General features: G+C 63.1%; 19 protein-coding genes. 15 read left to right on the top strand and 4 right to left on the bottom strand.

Annotation, left to right across the window (positions count from 1 at the left end; translation table 11 throughout):
* Positions 1-4 precede the first annotated feature (4 nt).
* Positions 5-865 carry a phytanoyl-CoA dioxygenase family protein gene (locus tag RCH11_RS06415; RefSeq protein WP_327056157.1) on the top strand — a complete coding sequence of 287 codons (861 nt, stop codon included), beginning with the start codon at positions 5-7 and terminating at the stop codon, positions 863-865.
* Positions 866-980: 115 nt separating this feature from the next.
* On the opposite strand, the gene RCH11_RS06410 is transcribed toward RCH11_RS06415, so the two are convergent.
* Both RCH11_RS06410 and RCH11_RS06405 read right to left on the bottom strand, forming a co-directional pair.
* The gene (locus RCH11_RS06410) at positions 981-1,442 is read right to left on the bottom strand and encodes an NUDIX domain-containing protein (RefSeq protein ID WP_327056156.1); all 462 of its coding nucleotides are present in this window, start codon (positions 1,440-1,442) and stop codon (positions 981-983) included.
* A 3-nt stretch (positions 1,443-1,445) separates the two neighbouring features.
* The gene (locus RCH11_RS06405) at positions 1,446-2,315 is read right to left on the bottom strand and encodes a DUF4349 domain-containing protein (RefSeq protein ID WP_327056154.1); all 870 of its coding nucleotides are present in this window, start codon (positions 2,313-2,315) and stop codon (positions 1,446-1,448) included.
* A gap of 159 nt (positions 2,316-2,474) precedes the next feature.
* On the opposite strand from RCH11_RS06405, the gene RCH11_RS06400 reads away from it, so the two are divergent.
* Complete coding sequence (locus tag RCH11_RS06400; protein ID WP_327056153.1) at positions 2,475-2,690, top strand: hypothetical protein; 216 nt, start codon at positions 2,475-2,477, stop codon at positions 2,688-2,690.
* Between the two features lie 41 nt (positions 2,691-2,731).
* Entirely contained in the window at positions 2,732-3,730 is a 999-nt protein-coding gene (locus RCH11_RS06395; RefSeq protein ID WP_327056152.1) for an aldo/keto reductase, read from the top strand.
* Positions 3,731-3,804: 74 nt separating this feature from the next.
* Here the strand turns inward: RCH11_RS06395 and RCH11_RS06390 are convergent, their stop codons facing one another.
* Complete coding sequence (locus RCH11_RS06390; protein ID WP_327056151.1) at positions 3,805-4,635, bottom strand: aldo/keto reductase; 831 nt, start codon at positions 4,633-4,635, stop codon at positions 3,805-3,807.
* Positions 4,636-4,727: 92 nt separating this feature from the next.
* On the opposite strand from RCH11_RS06390, the gene RCH11_RS06385 reads away from it, so the two are divergent.
* Entirely contained in the window at positions 4,728-5,288 is a 561-nt protein-coding gene (locus RCH11_RS06385; protein WP_327056150.1) for an NADPH-dependent FMN reductase, read from the top strand.
* Positions 5,289-5,312: 24 nt separating this feature from the next.
* Here the strand turns inward: RCH11_RS06385 and RCH11_RS06380 are convergent, their stop codons facing one another.
* Positions 5,313-6,524, bottom strand: a complete 1,212-nt coding sequence (locus tag RCH11_RS06380; protein WP_327056149.1) for an MFS transporter — start codon at positions 6,522-6,524, stop codon at positions 5,313-5,315.
* A gap of 293 nt (positions 6,525-6,817) precedes the next feature.
* Here RCH11_RS06380 and RCH11_RS06375 point away from each other — a divergent pair, with 293 nt between their 5' ends.
* From RCH11_RS06375 to msuE, 11 genes are all read left to right on the top strand, one after another.
* Positions 6,818-9,376, top strand: coding sequence for a ribonucleoside-diphosphate reductase subunit alpha (locus RCH11_RS06375; RefSeq protein ID WP_327056148.1), 2,559 nt, complete (start codon positions 6,818-6,820; stop codon positions 9,374-9,376).
* Positions 9,377-9,536: 160 nt separating this feature from the next.
* On the top strand, positions 9,537-10,529 hold the full coding sequence (locus RCH11_RS06370; RefSeq protein WP_327056147.1) for a ribonucleotide-diphosphate reductase subunit beta: 993 nt from the start codon (positions 9,537-9,539) through the stop codon (positions 10,527-10,529).
* A 95-nt stretch (positions 10,530-10,624) separates the two neighbouring features.
* On the top strand, positions 10,625-11,056 hold the full coding sequence (locus RCH11_RS06365) for a GNAT family N-acetyltransferase (protein ID WP_327056146.1): 432 nt from the start codon (positions 10,625-10,627) through the stop codon (positions 11,054-11,056).
* Positions 11,057-11,338: 282 nt separating this feature from the next.
* On the top strand, positions 11,339-12,232 hold the full coding sequence (locus RCH11_RS06360; protein WP_327056145.1) for an ABC transporter substrate-binding protein: 894 nt from the start codon (positions 11,339-11,341) through the stop codon (positions 12,230-12,232).
* 4 nt (positions 12,233-12,236) lie between these two features.
* Positions 12,237-13,253 carry an amino acid ABC transporter permease gene (locus RCH11_RS06355; protein ID WP_327056144.1) on the top strand — a complete coding sequence of 339 codons (1,017 nt, stop codon included), beginning with the start codon at positions 12,237-12,239 and terminating at the stop codon, positions 13,251-13,253.
* A gap of 11 nt (positions 13,254-13,264) precedes the next feature.
* Positions 13,265-14,017, top strand: a complete 753-nt coding sequence (locus RCH11_RS06350; RefSeq protein ID WP_327056205.1) for an amino acid ABC transporter ATP-binding protein — start codon at positions 13,265-13,267, stop codon at positions 14,015-14,017.
* Positions 14,018-14,141: 124 nt separating this feature from the next.
* Positions 14,142-15,719: a long-chain-fatty-acid--CoA ligase gene (locus tag RCH11_RS06345; protein WP_327056143.1), complete on the top strand. Its 1,578-nt coding sequence runs from the start codon at positions 14,142-14,144 to the stop codon at positions 15,717-15,719.
* A gap of 81 nt (positions 15,720-15,800) precedes the next feature.
* Positions 15,801-16,847, top strand: coding sequence for an iron ABC transporter substrate-binding protein (locus RCH11_RS06340; RefSeq protein ID WP_327056142.1), 1,047 nt, complete (start codon positions 15,801-15,803; stop codon positions 16,845-16,847).
* Positions 16,848-16,870: 23 nt separating this feature from the next.
* Positions 16,871-18,415 carry an ABC transporter permease gene (locus RCH11_RS06335; protein ID WP_327056141.1) on the top strand — a complete coding sequence of 515 codons (1,545 nt, stop codon included), beginning with the start codon at positions 16,871-16,873 and terminating at the stop codon, positions 18,413-18,415.
* Positions 18,412-19,488, top strand: coding sequence for an ABC transporter ATP-binding protein (locus RCH11_RS06330; protein ID WP_327056140.1), 1,077 nt, complete (start codon positions 18,412-18,414; stop codon positions 19,486-19,488). Before RCH11_RS06335 ends, RCH11_RS06330 begins: the two co-directional genes overlap by 4 nt.
* Before the next feature lie 77 nt (positions 19,489-19,565).
* The gene (gene msuE / locus RCH11_RS06325) at positions 19,566-20,198 is read left to right on the top strand and encodes an FMN reductase (RefSeq protein ID WP_327056139.1); all 633 of its coding nucleotides are present in this window, start codon (positions 19,566-19,568) and stop codon (positions 20,196-20,198) included.

Here is a 20,198-nt window from a genome sequence, read left to right as displayed (position 1 = left end):
AATCATGACGGTACCTCGGGTCGCAATCAGTGCGGAGCCAACAATCAAGGTGGCTGACGTGACGATCGCAGCGGTCGTGCACGCTCTCTACACCGACGGAATTTCGGCGCTGAAGGGAGCCATGTCGGTTGAATGGGCCGACACCCTTCGCGAAGACATCGACCTCGCTCTCGCGGAGGCGCTCGCTCGAAAAGACGGCGCGGTCGGGCGTGGCCCGAGCCGGTACTACGTCGAAATGCATCCGGAACAGATTCGGGGCTGGCGTGAGCTTGTCGATCATCCGTGGGTGCGAAGCGTGAGTGAAGCCGTGCTTGGTCCGGATTACCAGATCGTCGAATTGGGCTTCGACATCCCCGGTCCTGGCGCGATGAACCAGCCCTGGCACCGTGACTTCCCGATGCCGGAGGAAACGCGGTCAACAGGTCGTCTCACCTCGCTTGCGTTCAACGCGACGGCGGTCGATACTGCCAGGGACATGGGGCCGTTCGAGATCGCTCCGACCACGCAGTGGGATCTGCCCGAGGGATTCGAGCATGAGATGTTCCCGGCGAAATCGCTCTCGGAACGATACGAAGGTTTGGCGCAGCGCAAATTCCCACTGCGTGGTGACCTCTCTGTTCGTTCTGCCCTGACCATCCATCGCGGAACGAAGAACGAATCACAGAAGTCACGACCGGTGCTCGTGCTCGGTGTCGATGCGCCCGGTGCAGGAAACGCGGAGGCTCACGACATGGCCGTGACGAGGTCGTTCTACGAAAGCCTGCCGCAGCGGATTCGCGATCACCTGGTTTGTCCGATAGTCGACACCCTCACCCCGATCACCCAGAAGCACAGCATCGAGGGATTAATGATGGGTGAGGCGTGATTCGCTGAATCGACTCGGGAGTTGATGTCGGTTGCAGCCGATTCTGGTGACAACAACTCCCGAGTCGATTCAGTGGGGCGGGAATCGTGGGTGGATGAGGCACCACGCAAACCGGTCACGCACGGTCCGCGATCAGGGCAACCAGCGCGTCGAGCATCGCGACCTGTCCTTTCACCACTTTCTCGCGGGACAGCTCCAGTGGAAACCACCGTGCATCGTCGATCTCGGGGAACTGCTGGGTGCGGCCCGACCGCGGCGGCCACTCGAGGTCGAAAAGGTTGCTGTTCACCCGGTCGACTTCGAAGTCGGTTTCGCCGGTGAAGACCACCACAACCTTTCCCGAGGGCTGGACGAACTCGCCAAGCAGGATCCACTCCGCTTCGGGAGCGGGATGCCCCATCTCCTCAGAGAATTCGCGAAGGGCGGCGGCGAGGTCGACTTCACCCTCCTGCACTTCGCCCTTCGGGATCGACCAGGCCGCGCCATCCCGTTTCGCCCAGAAGGGGCCGCCCATGTGGCCGATCCAGACTTCGAGCCCGGGGTGGTGTCGGAAGAGGAGCAGGCCGCAGCTTCGCATGCCTCAAGCATGCTGGATCGAGCGACGACGCCGCCACCGAACGACCAGCAGGATGATCCCGCCGATCACGCCAGCGACGACCACCCAGGGCAGTACAACGCCGATGACAACGAGCAGGCCGGAGACGAACCCGACGAACGAACCCCAACGGGCGGCGAGGCCAGACAGGAAGGTCGCGGGCGGTCGCACCGGCGCGGTGGCGACGGTGCCGAATTCCACGGTGAGAGTGGCAAGGTCGACCTGGTCGTCGAGGCCACGCTTCTGCGATTGCAGGCTCTCCAGGCTCGCCTGGCGATCGGAGAGGGCGGACTCGATGGAGATGAGATCGGCGGTGGTGGTGGCGCGTGTCATGAGTTCGACGAGCCGGTCGACGGAGGTGGTGAGAGCCGTGATGCGCGCGTCGAGGTCCTTGGCCTGACCCGTGACATCCTGCGTCGACTGCGAGACTTTCTCCACGCGGCCGAGCTTCTTCAGTTGCGTGATTGCGCCATCCAGTTTCGCGGTCGGGATGCGCAACACCAAGTGGGCTGACCCGGGGTTACCTTCCGCTGGGAGGCGCTCGTCGCGTCCGTCGACGTGCCCCCCCGAGGCATCCGCGATGTGCACCGCTTCTTCCGCGGCCGCCGAGGGCGTGACTACCGTGATCGAGAGTGCGCCCGTCGTGATCACCTCGCGGGCGGATGTCGCCCGTGACGCTGTGCCGGCGGCGGCCTTCGCTGAGTCGCCCTGTTCGGGCACTATGGCCGGAACCCCTGGCAGTGAACTTCCCGAGCTTCCCGAGCTGTCCGAGCGTGATGAGCCGGAGGATGGCGTGCACCCCGCCAGGCCGAGCGCCGCGATGAGCAGAACGGTGGTGACCAGGATTCGCCTCATGAGCCAACGGTAGATCGTCACATCGGCGAGCCGCCACCCAACGTTTTGTGCGATTCAGACGTCAGCACAGACGAGACTCTGAGAATCGCGTGGGATCCCGGTGCGCGACCCGTGCCCAGTAATAGCGTGAGAAAAACCGCAACACGTGAAGGAGAGATCATGGGCCTGTTGGACAACGCCAAGGATGCTGCAGAAGCGACTGGCAAGAAGGTCGGCGAGTGGGCCGATGACACCAAGGAGCGGGTGAGCGACCGGGTCGACGAGGCGAAAGCCGAGGCCGATGTGAAGCGCGCCGAGCGAGGCGTCTCGAAGGCGGAAGTGGATCGCGATGCGACCAAGGCGACGAACGACTACAAGGAAAAGTTGCGCGACTGATCCGGTGCGGGCATGTGGGTGAGTCGACCTAGGCTGGAGCGATGGACACTCGCACCCTCGGCCGCACCCACCGCTCCGTCTCCGCAATAGGGCTCGGCACCTGGCAACTCGGTGCCGATTGGGGCACGGTGACGGAGTCGGATGCCCGGGCAGTGCTCGACGCATCCGTCGCGGCCAGCGTCACCCTGTTCGACACCGCGGATGTCTACGGTGATGGCCGAAGCGAGCAACTGATCGGCGGATATCTCGCCGACCGCCCCGGACACAGCATTACCGTTGCGACCAAGATGGGACGCCGCGAGGCGCAGGATGCCACCAACTTCACACTCGCGAACTTTCGCGACTGGACTGATCGCTCGCGATCGAACCTCCGCACCGACACCATTGACCTCGTTCAGCTGCACTGTCCGCCGACCGCCGTCTTTTCGAACGATCGGGTCTTCGACGCTTTGGACTCCCTCGTCGAAGACGGCGCGATCGCTGCCTACGGGGTGAGTGTCGAAACCACGGATGAGGCGCTGATGGCGATTGCGCGGCCGAATGTCGCGACCGTGCAGATCATCCTCAACGCCTTCCGCCTGAAGCCACTGGATGCCGTGCTTCCGGCCGCGAAGACGGCCGGAGTTGGCATCATCGCCCGCGTGCCCCTCGCTTCGGGACTGCTGAGCGGCACCTACACCGCGCAGACGACCTTCGCGGCGAACGACCACCGCAGCTACAACCGCGACGGCTCGGCATTCGACGTGGGGGAGACCTTCTCGGGGGTCGACTTCGAGCGGGGAGTCGCCGCCGCACAGGAGTTCGCTGCACTGCTGCCGGAGGAAGCCGCGGCATCCGGATTCACCACCGCGCAGGTGGCCATCGCCTGGGTCGCGCAGCTCGATGGCGTGAGCGCCGTCATTCCTGGGGCCCGAAACGTGGCGCAGGCCGAGAGTAATGCTGGGTCTGGCTCGGTGCCGCAGCTGAGCCCGGCATTCACCACAGCGGTGACGGAACTCTACGACCGCGAGTTCCGCGCGGCAGTGCACGACCGCTGGTAGAGCCTAGGCGGTCGGTCACCGGCGATCGATGACCGGTGGCGAGTGTGGAGCGCACCGCCGGCATCGAGACCAGGTCAGTGTGCGTCGGGATCCATGCCTGTCCGCGTGCCCGACTCGAGCCCGGCGATAGCGGCGAGGTCGGCGGTGTCCAGTTCGAAGTCGAACACCAGGAAATTCTCTACGATGCGACTCGCCGTCACTGACTTCGGGATCACCACGTTGCCGAGCTGTAGGTGCCAGCGGATCACGACCTGCGCGGGAGTGCGATCGTGTTTTGCCGCGATGGAGTCGAGCACGCGATCCCCGATCAGTCGCCCGCGCGCCAGCGGAGACCACGCCTCGGTGCGGATGCCATGGCTGGCGTCGTAGTCCCGAACCTGCTGTTGGGGAAGCCACGGGTGCAGCTCCACCTGGTTGATCGCTGGCACGGTGTCGGTCTCGGCGAGCAGGCGGTCGATGTGATGGGGGGCGAAGTTAGAGACCCCGATCGACAGGGCGCGGCCGTCCGCTTTGATCGCCTCGAGCGCTCGCCACGTCTCCACGAACAGGTCGGTGGACGGCACCGGCCAGTGAATGAGGTACAGGTCGACGTAGTCGAAACCGAGCAATTCCAGGCTCGTGTCGAAGGCGCGGCGCGTCTTGTCGAAGCCGTGGTCGTCATCCCAGACCTTCGTTGTGACGAAGACCTCGTTGCGAGGAACCCCGGAGGCTCGCACGCCGTCGCCGACGCCGCGCTCGTTGTTGTAGAGCGTGGCGGTGTCGATGTGGCGGTAGCCGGCGTCGAGCGCGACCTCCACGACCCGCGCCGCTTCGGCATCCGGCACCTTGTACACTCCGAGGCCGAGCTGCGGGATGTCGCGGCCGTCGTTGAGGCGCAGATTGGCGGGAGTCGTGGTGGAAGTCATCCCTCCATTATGGAAGATTCGTTCGTCCCACCATCTCGATGCACACTGTTAACAACGCCCGGCGTTCGGGTGAAATCATGCCAAGGAGAAGCATGCCAAAGCTCATGATCATCGTCGGAAGCGTTCGCCCGGGCCGGATCGGCCTGTCCATCGCCAAGTGGGTGCGCGACTCGGCGCTCGCGCGGGGGGACTTCGAGGTGGACTTCGTCGATCTCGTGGAGCTCGGACTTCCGTTCATGGATGAGCCGAATCATCCGCGACTCCGCTCCTACACCAAGCAGCACACCCTGGAGTGGAGCGCCCGCGTCGACGCGGCGGAGGCAATACTGCTCGTGACTCCCGAATACAACCACAGTTTTTCGCCCGCCCTGAAGAACGCACTCGACTACCTTTCCGCGGAGTGGTGGCGTAAACCTGTCGCGTTCGTGAGCTACGGCGGTATCTCCGGGGGAACCCGCGGGGTCGTGGCACTGGAGCCCGTCGTCATCGGACTCGGGATGGTGCGGGTCGGTTCGGAGGTGGAGATCCCATTCGCCGCGCGCCTCGTCGTCGACGGTGTCTTCTCGCCGGAGGAGAAGGAAGTGGCGATCCTCGGAAAGCTCTTCGACGAGACGGTTGTGCTCGCCGGGGTGCTCGGGCCGTTGCAGGGATAGCGGGGCGCCAGCAGGCGCCAGGGCCTATCCGGGATGTGTTGCGATCGGCTCCGTGTCGGGGATCGGGCTGGCGTCGCGGCCGCGAAGGTCGGGGTGTGCTCGATGGAAGATCGTCGGGAGGAGAAATCCGAGTCCGGCGAATACCGCCGCAACCCAGAATGCGCCGGGGGCGTTGAATCGGTCGATCAAGAACCCGGCGACGGCTGATCCGATCGCCGCTCCGATCAGCTGTCCGGTGCCGACCCAACCGTATGCCTCGGCGGTCTCGCTGAACCGCACGCTCGACGATACGATCGCGAACATCACAGCGAGGGCCGGGGCGATGCCGATTCCCGCGATGAAGAGGGTGACCGCTAGCCACCAGAAGTTGAGGGATGCCGCGGCCAGCGACATCCCGACGAAGATCGCGAACAGGCGGCGGGCGAGTGCCCACGGGCCGATCGGGATGTGCCCGAGCGCGAGTCCTCCGATCAGCGAGCCGACCGCGAAGAGGCCGAGGACGAGTCCTGCCTGCGGTCCGCTCTTGCCGAAGGCCGAGACCACCCCCGCTTCGACCGCTGCGCAGGCGCCGACGAGCAGGAACCCGGTGGTGGTCGCGAGCAGCACGGCCGGCTTCTTCAGCACGGCTCCGAGATTGCGCTTGCTGCGGGGGATGCGTACCCGGCCGACCTCGGGAGAGGAGATGAACCAGATGCCGCCGCCGATCAGAAACACCAGGGCGACGAGAATCGCGAGCACCGTGCTGACCTGGATGGCCAGGAAGGTAGTGATCACCGGGCCAACCACCCAGATCACCTCCTGGGCCGATGCGTCGAGCGAGAACAGGGGGGTGAGCTGACGGGAGTTGACCATCTTGGGATAGATCGTGCGCACCGCCGGTTGAATCGGGGGAGTGCTGAGTCCGCTGATAAATCCGATCGCCATGTAGAGCCCGATCGGCAGCGCAGGGGCGAGCGCGATGGTACCGACCGCTGTCGCGCACACGATCATGGTGAGCACGAGCACGCGGCGCATACCCCAGACGCCCATCCATCGGCTCGTCAGCGGGCCGGCGATCGCCTGGCCGAGGCTGGTGGCGGCGAGCACGAGGCCGGCCGCGAAATACGAACCGGCGATGTGCTGGATGTGGAGCAGGAAGGCGAGCGAGAGCATTCCGTTGGGGAATCTCGCAACCAGCTGGGCCGCCATGATGCGCGCGACGCCGCGCGTTTTCAGGAGGCTCAGGTAGGTCTTCACAAGGCTGCAAGCCTACCGGTCGGGCAGAAATTCGCCGGTGTCGGATGTCGCGGATACGCTCGTCACCTGCACCTCGGGAATTGTGCACAGCCTGTGTAAAAATCGGCGAACTTATCCACACTCTGTGGATGACACGCCCACTACATATAGGGTTACCGTTTTGTCGGAGGCCCGATATATAGTGGTCAAACCGCGGAAACGCTGTTCTTTGATCCCCGTGATCGGAGGGCGTGAAATCACAATTTCCGCATACTATTTCGACCCTGCTGAGGGGCGCACGAGGGGAAGCAAACGTGGCAATCACCGTAGTTAAGCGCAATGGCCAGCGCGAGCCGTATGACGCGAACAAAATCAATCTCGCGATCGAGCACGCCAGTACCGGTCTCGACGAGAACATCACCTGGGTCACACAGATCGCGAGCGAGCTCGAGTTGACCCTGTTCGACGGCATCACCACCCAGCAGCTCGATGAGGCGGTGATCCAGGTCGCCCTGCAAAACGTGAAGGACGACCCGGCCTTCGACACGGTTGCCGCGCGCCTGCTCCTCAAGACGATTTACAAGCGAGTGCTCGGCGACTACGAGAGCGCGGAAGAATTGAAGGCGTTGCACGCCGGCCAGTTCGAGGCGAACGTGGCCCGCGGTGTGGAAGAAAAGTTGCTCGATCCCCGTCTCACCGAACTCTTCGATCTCAAGGTGTTGGCGGATGCCCTCGAGCCCGCGCACGACGAGCTGCTCAAGTACATCGGTGTTGTCACCCTCAACAACCGATATGGCATCAAGGGCCGAAACGGCGATGCGCTCGAGGTGCCGCAATACTTCTGGATGCGCATCGCGATGGGGCTCTCCCTCAACGAGGCGAATCCAACGGCGCACGCCATCAAGTTCTACGAGAAGATGTCGCAGCTCGAATACCTCGCTGCGGGATCCACCCTCGTCAATGCCGGCACCGTTTACCCCCAGCTCGCCAACTGCTTCGTCATGGAGATGCAGGATGACATGGAGCACATCGCCAAGACGACCCGCGACGTGATGTGGCTCACCAAGGGCACCGGAGGAATCGGCCTCTCGGTCACCAAGCTGCGCGCGCAGGGCTCGCCGATCCGCTCGAACAACACCACCTCGACCGGCCCGATCCCGTTCATGCACACGATCGACTCGATCCTGCGCGCGGTCAGCCGCGGCGGGAAGAAGTTCGGCGCACTCTGCTTCTACATGGAGAACTGGCACCTCGACTTCCCCGAGTTCCTCGACCTTCGCCAGAACTCGGGCGACCCCTACCGGCGCACCCGTACCGCCAATACCGCGGTCTGGATCTCCGACGAGTTCATGAAGCGTGTCCAGAACGATGACGACTGGTACCTCTTCGACCCGCTCGAAGTGCAGGATCTCAACGAGCTCTACGGCAAGGCGTTCTCGACGAAGTACAACGAATACGTCGTCAAGGCCGAGGCCGGCGAGATGCGCCTGTTCAAGAAGATCACCGCGCGCGAGCAGTTCAAGTCGATCCTCATCTCCCTCCAGACCACCAGCCACCCGTGGCTGTGCTGGAAAGACACGATCAACAACCGTGCGCTCAATAACAACACGGGCACGATCCACCTCTCCAACCTCTGCACCGAGATCACACTGCCGCAGGACGAAGACAACGTTTCGGTCTGCAACCTGGCGTCGATCAACCTTTCGCGTCACCTCGACAATGCGGGAAAGTTGGATTTCGCCAAGATTGAAGAGAGTGCACGTCTCGCCGTGCGCCAGCTCGATAACCTCATCGATATCACCCGTTCCTCGGTGCAGGAAGCCGACTTCTCAAACGCCCAGAACCGTGCCGTTGGTCTCGGCGTCATGGGGTTCACCGACGTGGTCGAGCGTCTCGGCTTCAGCTATGAAAGCGAAGAGTCCTACGACCTGATCGACGAGATCATGGAGCACGTTTCCTACGCAGCGATCGACGAGAGCGCCAACCTCGCACAGGAGCGTGGTTCCTATCCGAATTTCGATGGCTCGCGCTGGTCTGAGGGACTCGTGCCGCTCGACTCGATTGCGCTTACCGAAGCCGATCGCGGCATGGAGATTAAGGTCAACCGCACGACCCGTCTCGACTGGGACGCGCTGCGCCTGAAGGTCAAGGGCGGAATGCGCAATGCGACGCTTATGGCGATCGCGCCCACCGCATCCATCGGGCTCGTGGCAGGCACGACGCCGGGTCTCGATCCGCAGTTCTCGCAGATCTTCTCCCGCTCGACCTCGAACGGCAAGTTCCTCGAGGTGAACCGCAACCTGGTGAAAGACCTGCAGGACCTGGGGATCTGGGACACCACGCGCGAGGCCATCCTGCGCAGCCAGGGCGACATCCAGAACATCGCGGCGATTCCGGATCACCTGAAGGCCACGTATAAGACGAGCTTCCAGCTCTCGCCCTATTCGTTCCTCGAGGTCGCGGCCCGGTCCCAGAAATGGATCGACCAGTCCATCAGCCGCAATATGTACCTCGAAACGCGTGACCTCGGCGACATGATGGACATCTATTTCGCAGCCTGGGAGCGTGGCGTCAAGACCACCTACTACCTGCACATGAAGCCGCGTCACACGGCCGAGCAGTCCACGGTGAAGGTGAACAAGTCGGAGCAGATCGGTGGGGGAGCCACCAGTTCGGCCCGAAGGGGCTTCGGCTCGGCAGCTGGTTCGGCCCCGGCCGGTGCGCCGGCTGTCAGTGCACCTACCGTCGCAGCGCCGGTTGCGTCAGCACCCGCTGTCGCACCCGGTCTCTCTGCACCGGTCGCCGAGGTCGCGGCCCCTGCACCCAAGCGCGGCTTCGGTTTCGGTGGGCTCGCTCCCAAGTCGGGAGAGTAGACAGTGAATAACGACTCCACCGTTTTCGAATACGAAGTACCGGTCGACCCAATGGACGACCTCCAGTGCGATAGCTGCCAATGATTCGGGATGGTCGCTGAGCGACCTTCACGATTACCAAATTTCGTCAACAGTGTTATCTAAGAAAGAAGAACAGCTCATGGGAATTCTCGGAACCGGCCTGCAAGAGGGCCTGCTTCTCAAACCAATCCGCTACCAGTGGGCGATGGACCTTTACGACCAGGCGGTCGCAAACACCTGGTTCCCGAACGAGATCCAGCTCGGCGAGGACATCGCGGACTTTAAGAAGATGACCGATGAAGAGCGTCACGCGGTCACCTTTCTGATGAGCTACTTCAACCCGAACGAGCTGCTGGTCAACAAGGCCCTCGCCTTCGGCGTGTATCCCTATGTGAACGCGGCAGAGTGCAGCATTTATCTCGCGAAGCAGATGTGGGAAGAGGCCAATCACTGCATGTCGTTCGAGTACGTGCTCGAAACCTTCCCCATCGATCGGGAGGCGGCGTACAACTCGCACGTCAACGTCCCCTCGATGGCGAAGAAGGAAGAGTTCGAGATTCGGTACATCCGTCGCATGACGGAAAACACCCTCGACATCACGACGACCGAGGGCAAGAAGGACTTCGTGCGTAATCTCGTGGCGTACAACGTGATCCTCGAGGGCCTCTGGTTCTACTCGGGCTTCATGGTTGCGCTGTCGTTCCGCCAGCGCAACCTGCTGCGCAACTTCGGTTCGCTCATGGACTGGGTCGTTCGCGACGAGTCACTGCACCTCAAGTTCGGTATCAACCTGATCCTCACGGTGTTGGAAGAGAACCCCGACCTGCAGACGGAGGAGTTCGCTGCCGAGATCAAGCAGATGATCCTGGATGCCGTGGAGCTCGAGGAGCAGTACAACCGCGATCTTCTCCCCGGTGGCATCCTCGGGCTCAATGCCAACTACATCAACCAGTACGTCAAGTATCTGGCTGACCGTCGGCTTGAGGAGCTCGGCTTCGAAGCCGAGTACAACGTGACCAACCCGGCCAAGTGGATGGCGACGGCCAACGACACCCTGCAGCTCGTCAACTTCTTCGAGTCGACGAACACGTCGTACGAGTCCAACGCGTCCGCGACGGTAGGCGCGAAGTAGCACTCTTGGACGGTCGGGCCATCTCGACGGACGGGTCAGCCGAGATGGTCTCTGTCGGCTGGCTCGATCCCCGGGCTGTCGCCCTGCGTGAGGCAATGGAAATCGAAATGGGCGCTATCTACGCGCCTAGCTTTGGCCGGTATCCGCGAGAAATCCAGAGCCTGCTTGGGTCTGCGTTTGACGTGGATTTCTCCACGGTTGTCGCGACGGTACTCGCAGTTATCGGTGATGTGCCGGTCGGTCATGCGGGCCTGCGCCCGTATGACGACCGGGGCTCTCTTGAGGTGAAGAAAGTGGTGGTAGATCCCGCCCATCGCGGCCGCGGCATCTCGCGCAGCCTGATGCTCGAACTGGAGCGGATCGCCCGCGAGCGAGGTGTGCCGTCCCTGGTGTTGCAGACCGGCGATCTCCAGCCGGCGGCGATTTCGCTGTACGAGAGTCTCGGCTACCAGCTGATCCCGCCGTATCCACCGTTTCAGCTCCTGGCGAACGCGCTGTGCTACGAGAAAGTGCTGTCTACGGAGTAGCGGTGTGCGAGGCACGGCTCCGTGTCGCCACCGTGTCGCTGCAGTGTCACTGCAGTGTCGCTGCCGTGGCGGCGGCAGTCGGTGCCAATGTCAAGGTGTAGGCTCCGAGCACAGTCGAGGCAAGGGTGCCGGAACCGTGCAGCGAGGCCCGAGGGCACGATAAATGTGACCACCGCGAAGAAATCCGATCGTGGTGGTGATGGTCGTTCTTCTGCGGCCGGATTTCATCGGTCGCCGGATCGCTCCCTATGCCCCCCCACCAGGAGAGAATAGGTAGAAAAAATGCGAATCAGATACGGGATTCCCGTTTTCGCTGTCGTCGTGGCGCTTGCGTTGAGCGGATGCGTCGACAACTCGACCCCGGCCGGTCCCGCGAGCTCAGGCGCACCAGCGGCCGCGAAAAAAGATGCGGCCGCTGCGGCCCTGCTTCCGAGCAAGATCGCCACGGCGGGCAAGCTCATCGTCGGCATCGATCCCACCTATCCCCCCAACGAGAAAAAAGACGCGAACGGCCTTCCCATCGGCTGGGAAGTCGAATTGATGGATGCGGTCGCCGGCAAGCTCGGTGTGAAAGCCGAGTATGCCGTGTCGAAGTTTGACACCATCATCCCGAGCATCACCGGGGGCAAGTACGACCTCGGGTTGTCATCTTTCACCGACAACGCAGAGCGCGAGAAAGTCGTCGACTTCGTGAACTATTACACCGCGGGTATCCTGTGGGCGTCACCGGCAGGCAAGACGGTTAAGCCGGACGACGCGTGCGGTCTCAAGGTCGCAGTCCAGGCCACCACTTTTCAAGACACGGACGAAATACCGGCCAAATCCAAGGCCTGCACGGACGCGGGAAAGCCGGCGATCCAGGCACTGAAGTTCGATACCCAGGACCAGGCGACCAACGCGGTGGCGCTCGGCCAGGCGGATGCCCTGAGCGCGGACTCCCCGGTCACCCTCTACGCTGTCGCGCAACTGAAAGGCAAGCTGCAGGTCGCGGGCAAGTCCTTCGAGGTCGCGCCCTACGGGCTCGCCGTCAACAAGGGCAATGCGCTCCAGAAGGCGCTCCAGAAGGCGCTCCAGTCGACCGTCGACGACGGCACTTACAAGAAGATCCTCGACAAATGGGGCGTTGCGGATGGCGGGATAGACAAGATCACGATCAACGCCGCTGCGAACGGCTAACAGGATGGCCCGTCCAGTTCATATCGGGTCGGCGGTGCGCTCATCCGTGCCGCCGACCGAGGGGTCTGCTAGCCACGACGGACGGGCCATCAAAGCGGTTCGGCTGCGTCATCCGATTCGCAACATCTTCGCGGCGATCATCGTCATTTTCGTGGCCGCGTTCGTCTACGACGCTGCACTACGGCCGGCCTTCAACTGGCCGGCGGTCGGCAAGTACATCTTCGACCGCCGCATCTCGGAGGCGGCCGTCAACACCCTTCAGCTCACCGTCTATTCGATGGTGATCGCGATCGTACTCGGTGTGGTGCTTGCGGTCATGCGGCTGTCGCCGAATCCGGTTTTCAAGAGCATCTCGTGGTTCTATCTCTGGGTCTTTCGAGGCACGCCGGTCTACGTGCAGTTGACCTTCTGGGGGCTGTTGTCGGTCATCTACCCGGTGATCAACCTGGGACTTCCCTTCCTGCATCCGTTCATCACGCTCCCCACCGGCGACGCACTCAATGTCTTCCAGCTTGCGATCATCGGTCTCGCGCTCAATGAGGCGGCCTACCTGGCGGAAATCGTGCGTGCCGGAATCCTCTCTGTTGATCGCGGGCAGGAAGAGGCATCGACGGCGCTCGGTATGACCTGGGTCCAGACGATGTGGCGCATCATCATCCCGCAGTCAATGCGTGTCATCATCCCGCCGATCGGCAATGAGGTCATCTCGATGCTGAAGACCACCTCGTTGGTCACGGCGGTGCCCTATAGCTTCGATCTGTTCACCCGGTCGCGAGACATCTCCGCGGAAACTTTCAACACGATCCCGCTGTTTCTCGTGGCCTCCCTCTGGTACCTGGCCTTCACCTCCATCCTCATGGTCGGCCAATACTTCCTGGAGAAGCGGTTCGCCCGAGGGGTTGGAGCTGCCCCATCGGAGAAGAGGGTCACGGTCGCAACCGGCCTAGTTCCCGTGGTCGGCTCGCCCGTCGAAGACACGGAAACGCACCCGGACGACGGAAAAGGAGGCGGCACGCCGTGAACGATACCTTGATGGTGGATGCTGATCGCGTCTCAAAGAGTTTTGGCTCGAACCAGGTACTCAAAAGCATTTCCCTCACGGTGAAGCGCGGCGAAGTAATGTGTCTGGTCGGTCCGAGCGGATCGGGAAAATCTACGTTTCTTCGCTGCATCAATCACCTGGAGACGGTGGACGCCGGCCGCCTTCGGGTCGACGGCATTCTCGTCGGCTACCGCGAGAAGGATCAGATTCTCCATGAGCTCAAGCCTCGCGAAGCCGCGTTGCAGCGACGCGACATCGGGATGGTCTTCCAACGCTTCAATCTCTTCCCCCACATGACGGCGCTCGAAAACGTGATTGAGGCTCCGATGCGGGTCAAGAGGGTTCCGAAGGCGAAGGCGGTGGAGCGTGCCAGGGAACTGCTGGCGCGGGTGGGACTCGCCGAGAAGGCCGACGCCTACCCCGCACACCTGAGCGGAGGCCAGCAGCAGCGCGTTGCGATCGCCCGGGCGCTCGCCATGGATCCCAAGCTCATGCTTTTCGACGAGCCGACCTCTGCCCTCGATCCCGAGCTCGTCGGTGAGGTGCTGGACGTGATGAAGAAGCTCGCCCAGGAGGGGATGACCATGATCGTCGTGACCCACGAGATGGGCTTCGCGCGTGAGGTGGCCGACTCGCTCGTCTTCATGGATGGCGGTGTGGTCGTCGAGTCGGGCGAGCCTCGCGAGGTACTCACCAATCCGCAGCACGAACGCACCCGGTCCTTCCTGTCCAAGGTTCTGTAGCGCTGCAGGTGCTGCGGATTCGCTCTGGTGCGCTCGGCGAAGTTGAAGTTTCCGCAGTCACTGGCGTAGCGTGCGAAAGAGCGTTCGCAGGCGAGCGCACCCAGTCGAGGATGACAGGAACACCATGACCGACCCGAGCTACTCCACCCTCTCCGTCGCCGCGATTCTCAAGGAATCGGCGGATCGCACGCCCGACAACATCGCATTGGTTGTGGGAAGCCAGGAGATCACCTACGCCGAACTGTGGACGCAGACCCGCTCTTACGCCGGAGCCTTGCTCGGGCGAGGGGTGAGCGAAGGCGACGCGGTCGCGATCCTCATCCCGAACGTCGCGGACTTCGCCCGCACCTATTTCGCGATTCTCAGTATCGGCGGGATCGTCGTACCGATCCACGCGCTGCTCAAGTCCGACGAGATCGAATACGTGCTGCGCGACTCGGGCGCCACGATGCTCATCTGCGCCGCTCCGCTTCTGGGGCAGGGTGCCAAAGGTGCCGAACAGGCCCGCATCCCGGTGCTGTCGGTACTTTCGCCAGATCCGATCGAAGGAATCCCGCAGCTGGAGACGCTCGCCGCTGAGGCCGAGCCGATTCGCACCTATCTGCCCCGCCAGCCCTCGGACACGGCAACAATCCTCTATACGAGTGGCACCACCGGCAAGCCGAAGGGGGCGATGGGCAGCCATTTCGCGCTCGTCGAGCAGACCAACACCCTGCTGCTCAGCACCTTCGACATGCGCGCGGATGACACGGTGTTCGGAGGTCTTCCGCTCTTCCATACCTTCGGCCAGACCTGCACCCTCAACACCGGCCTGCGTGCCGGCGCGAGGATCGTGCTGCTGCCGAAGTTTGACGGTGACTCCGCCCTTCGCCTGCTCATCGACTCCGGGTGCACGATCATGATGGGCGTTCCCACCATGTACATCGCTCTCCTCGAAGCGGCAAAGAAGACCACGGAACGGCCGAAGCTGCGGTATGCGGTCTCCGGGGGATCATCCCTTCCCGTCGCCGTCATCGAACGGTTCAGGACCGAGTTCGGGGTGGAGATCTATGAGGGCTACGGCCTCACTGAAACGTCGCCGGTCGCAAGCTTCAACCATGTGGGCCGCACGCCTCGCCCCGGGAGCATCGGTACCCCGATCTGGGGAGTGGAGGTCGAGATCGCACGGGCCGAGGTCGAGGAGGCGATCGAACTGCTCCCCATCGACGAACTCGGCGAGATCGTGATCCGCGGTCATAATCTCATGAAGGGTTATCTCAACCTGCCGGAGGAATCGGCCAAAGCGGTCGTCGATGGTTGGTTCCGCACTGGAGACCTCGGCACCAAAGACGCGGATGGCTACATCTGGATCGTGGACCGTAAGAAAGACATGATCTTGCGCAACGGTTACAACGTATATCCGCGTGAGGTCGAGGAGGTTCTGGTGGCGCATCCGGCGGTCTCAAGTGTCGCGGTCTTCGGGGTGGCGCATGAGATGCATGGCCAGGAGATCATGGCTGTCGTCGTGCTGAGCCCCGGAGCAGACGTCGACACCGCCACGCTCGCAGCGTTCGCGAAGGAAAAACTGGCAGCCTATAAATACCCCCGCAGGGTGGAGATCGTGGAGGTGCTACCCCTCGGGCCAAGCGGCAAAGTGCTCAAGCGCGAGCTCGTGGCGATCTACGAGACAGAGATGAAAGCCGTGGTTGATCCTCACTCCTAGCCGGTTAGGGTAGGCTTACCTAAATGAGGTTCGGCGATATCGCTGCCGGTCCAGAGCCTGCCCGTGACTAGAGGAATGTCCATGACCACCACCCCGAAATGGGTCGCCGCCGCGGCGCTCTCACTCGCGACCGTCATCGTGCTCGCTGGATGCTCCGCGGCGACACCGGCGGCCAGCTCTACGCCCGGCGCGAAGCCCAGCGGAGCGATCACGGTCTACAACGCGCAGCACGAAGAACTCACTCAAGCCTGGGCCGATGAGTTCACGAAGGAGACCGGCGTCACTGTCACGCTCCGCAACGGTGACGACTCCGAGCTTGGCAACCAGCTGGTGCAGGAGGGGAGCGCCTCACCCGCTGATGTGTTCCTCACAGAGAACTCTCCAGCAATGAGCCTCGTCGATAATGCCAAGCTGTTCGCCCCGGTAGATGCCGCTACTCTCGCCCAGGTCCCCAAGGCCTATCGGCCGTCGACCGGCCACTGGACCGGCATTGCCGCGCGCAGTACCGTTTTCGTCTACAACCCGTCCCTGCTCTCGGAGGCCCAGCTGCCGGCATCCCTGTTGGACCTGGCGGATGCGAAGTGGAAGGGCCGGTGGGCGGCCTCACCCTCGGGTGCCGATTTTCAGGCTATCGTGAGTGCGCTTCTGGCCCTGAAGGGCGAGAAAGCGACCGCGGCGTGGCTCGCGACGATGAAAGTAAACAGCACGACCTATAAGGGAAACAGCACGGTCATGAAGGCGGTCAACGCGGGCGAGATCCCCGCCGGCGTGATCTACCACTACTACTGGTTCGGAGACCAGGCCGGCACAGGTGAGAACAGCGCGAACACGAAGCTCTACTACTTCAAGAACAAGGATCCCGGCGCTTTTGTAAGCACCTCGGGTGGCGGAGTGTTGAAGACGGCGAAGAATGCTGTGGCAGCCCAGGCGTTTCTGAAATTCATTACGGGAAAAGCCGGACAGGCCATCCTCCAGTCGGGCAGCTCGTTCGAATACCCCGTTGCCAGCGAGGTCGCCGCGAACAAGGCACTGGTTCCCCTCGTCGACCTGAACGCCCCCGTACTCGATCCGTCGAAGCTCGACAGCCGTAAGGTCACCGACCTCATGACCGCTGCGGGAATTCTTTAGGCCAACAGGGAAAGACTCCGCCGGTGACTCGACTCCGACATCGCACCCCGGCGGCCATCATCGCGATGGCCGCCGGGGTATCACTGTTGGGTCTGGTGCCGCTCGGATACGTAGTTGTCACCGCGATCGCAACCGGCGCACCGACGCTCTCCGCTCTCGTTTTCCGCCCAAGGGTCGCAGAACTGCTCGCGAACACGGCAGGGCTTGTGCTCATCACCGTGCCGCTCTGCGCCCTCGTCGGCGTCGCGGCCGCCTGGCTGGTCGAGCGCACGAGGCTCGCTGGCTCGCGTGCGTTCGGGATCCTGCTTGTCGTACCGCTGGCCATTCCCGCTTTCGTCAACAGCTACGGCTGGGTGAGTGCAGTGCCCTCGCTCAATGGGCTGTGGTCGGGCGTGCTAGTAGCGGGACTCTCTTACTTTCCGCTCGTCTACCTCCCAACCGTCGCGGCGTTGCGTCGACTCGACCCTGCCGTTGAGGAGTCCGCTCGGTCACTCGGCGTCCCGCCGCTCGGGGTCTTTCTGCGAGTGGTGCTGCCGCAGCTGCGCCTTCCCATCCTCGGCGGGTCGCTGATCATCGCCCTGCACCTGCTCTCGGAATATGGTGCCTTCGCGATGATCCGGTTCGATACCTTCACCACTGCGATCGTCGACCAGTTCCGTTCCACTTTCAACGGCCCGGCCGCCAACGCCCTGGCCGGCGTTCTGGTGCTGTGCTGCCTGTTCCTCTTGGTGGGCGAGTCCGGCGCCCGCGGCGGAGCACGATATGCGCGTATCGGCACGGGATCGGCTCGGCCCGCAGGTCGCACCCTCCTCGGCTCGTGGGCGCCGATCGCCTATCTCTTTCTCGGCGTTCTCGTAGCGCTGTCGGTAATCGTGCCGTTCGCGAGCGTGGCGCGGTGGCTCGTCTCGGGTGGACTCGCCATCTGGTCTGACCGCTATCTCCTCACAGCCCTGGGCCAGACCATCGGTTACGGGCTGGTCGGTGCGCTGGTCACGTGCCTTCTGGCCTTCCCGATCGCCTTCCTCGCGGTGCGGTTTCCCGGTCGGGTCGCCCGCGTCCTCGAGTCGATCAACTATGTGACGAGTTCGCTCCCCGGGCTCGTGACGGCTCTCGCGTTTGTGACCGTGGCCATCCGATTGATGCCGGCGCTGTACCAGACCACTACCCTCGTGATCGTGGTCTACCTCCTGATGTTCCTGCCGCGCGCGATCGTGAACCTGCGCTCCGGACTCGCCCAGGTGCCGCCCGGGCTTGAGGAGGCGGCTCGCTCACTCGGTCGGCATCCCCTGGTCGCGTTCTCGACGGTTACCCTCAGGTTCGTGATGCCTTCGGCGCTCGCGGGGGCGTCCCTGGTATTCCTCGGCATTGTCACAGAGCTGACATCTACCCTGTTGCTCGCACCGAACGGCACGCGTACGCTCGCCATCCAGTTCTGGTCGCGGGTGAACGACATCGACTATGTCGGCGCTGCACCCTATGCCAGTCTCATGATCCTGCTCTCGTTGCCTGTTACCTACCTGCTCTTCGCGAGATCACGTTCCGAGAGAACGGCGGTGAACAGCATATGAGCGAGATCGAACCCAGCACCTCCGAACACAGCACGATCGACCTGCGCGGCATTGGAAAGCGCTACGGTTCGACCCCCGTGCTCGAATCGATCGACCTCTCGGTGCCCGCCGGGTCGAAGACGGTGATCGTCGGATCGTCAGGGTCGGGCAAGACCACGCTTCTGCGGTTACTCAGCGGTTTTGATTTTCCGGATGTCGGCACCATCCGTATCGGTCGGGAGATCGTCGCGGGTCCCGGGGTTGCCGTCCCGGCCCATCGCCGCGGCGTCGGTCATGTCGCGCAGGACGGCGCCCTGTTTCCCCATCTGACTGTTGGGCAGAATGTGGCCTTCGGGCTCGATCGCCACGAACGCGACGACCGCCCGGCGATCGTCTCCGAGCTCCTCGACCTCGTGTCCCTCGATCCGGTATTGGCGTCGCGCAGACCAGACGAACTCTCCGGCGGGCAACAACAGCGCGTTGCACTCGCCAGGGCCATGGCCCGGAAGCCAAGCGTGATGTTGCTCGACGAGCCGTTCTCCTCCCTCGACACCGGCCTGCGCGCCTCCACTCGCGAACTCGTTTCCGCCGCGCTCACGTCCGCGGGCATCACGACGGTTCTCGTGACCCACGACCGCGCCGAAGCCCTCACCTTCGGCGATCAGGTCGCTGTGCTGCGCGACGGGCGACTTGCGCAGGTGGGAACTCCGACGGCGCTGTATTGTTCGCCGACCGACCTCGCAACCGCGCGCTTTCTCGGCGATGTCGTGCTCCTTGAGGCGAACGCATCCGCCGGTCAGGTTCGCTGCCCGCTCGGTGTCGTCGCCCGGTGCACCTCCCTCAATGGAGGCTGCACGGCGCTGTTTCGGCCTGAGCAGCTGGTCATCGATCTTCTCGTACCGGGAGTGGATGCCGGTGGCATCGTCGCTCGCATTGCCGCTGCCGAGTTTCAGGGGTCATCCCAGCTTCTCACTCTCGAGATCGCGGGAACTTCGGGGCTCGAACTGCCTGTCGCCAGCGGGATCCAGTATCGAGTGGGGGACCAGGTGACGATCCACACCATCGGCGACGCTATCGTTTTTCCTGCGAGCTAAGGGGGCATCCCGTCGCTTTGCCGTCACGCAGAGCAACACTCGCGCGCCTGGAGCGCCACTGTATTACGGTCGAAGTCATGAGCCGCCCACTGAATGTCGTCGCGATCTCCGGGAGCCTTCAGGCGCCATCGAAGACCATCGCGCTGGTCGAGGAGATCGTTGCGGAGTTGGCAACACGCCTGCCCATCGACGCACACTTCATCAAACTCAACGAACTCGGTCCGTCGTTCGCGGGTTCGCTCAGCCGCGCGGGGCTACCGCTGAACGTCGAGCGAGAACTGCAGCGCATCGAGACCGCCGACCTGCTTGTCGTCGCCTCTCCGGTCTATCGGGCGTCGTTCACCGGGCTCTTCAAGCACCTTTTCGACTTCGTGGACCAGTACGCGCTGGTCGACACCCCGATCCTGCTCGCCGCCACCGGCGGTTCGGAGCGCCATGCGCTCATCATCGAGCACCAGTTTCGCCCCCTGTTCTCGTTCTTCCAGGCGCTCACGCTGCCGCTCGGTATCTATGCACACGATTCGGATTTCACCGATTACCGGGTGTCAAGCACGTTCCTGCACGATCGCATCCGTAAGGTCATCGAACGATCGCTGCCGATCATCACGGCGAACCTGGAGGAGAAGCTCAATGTCGAGCGCGTCCTCGACGGGCAACTCGTGCTGAACGACGAGACCGTCGCCCCGGCCGTGGTGCGACTGCTGACCTGA

Source organism: Glaciihabitans sp. GrIS 2.15, from assembly GCF_035984695.1.
Classification (GTDB): Bacteria; Actinomycetota; Actinomycetes; order Actinomycetales; family Microbacteriaceae; genus Lacisediminihabitans.
Note: the sequence above shows the minus strand (reverse complement) of the source record. Positions and strands in the feature narration are given on the sequence as shown.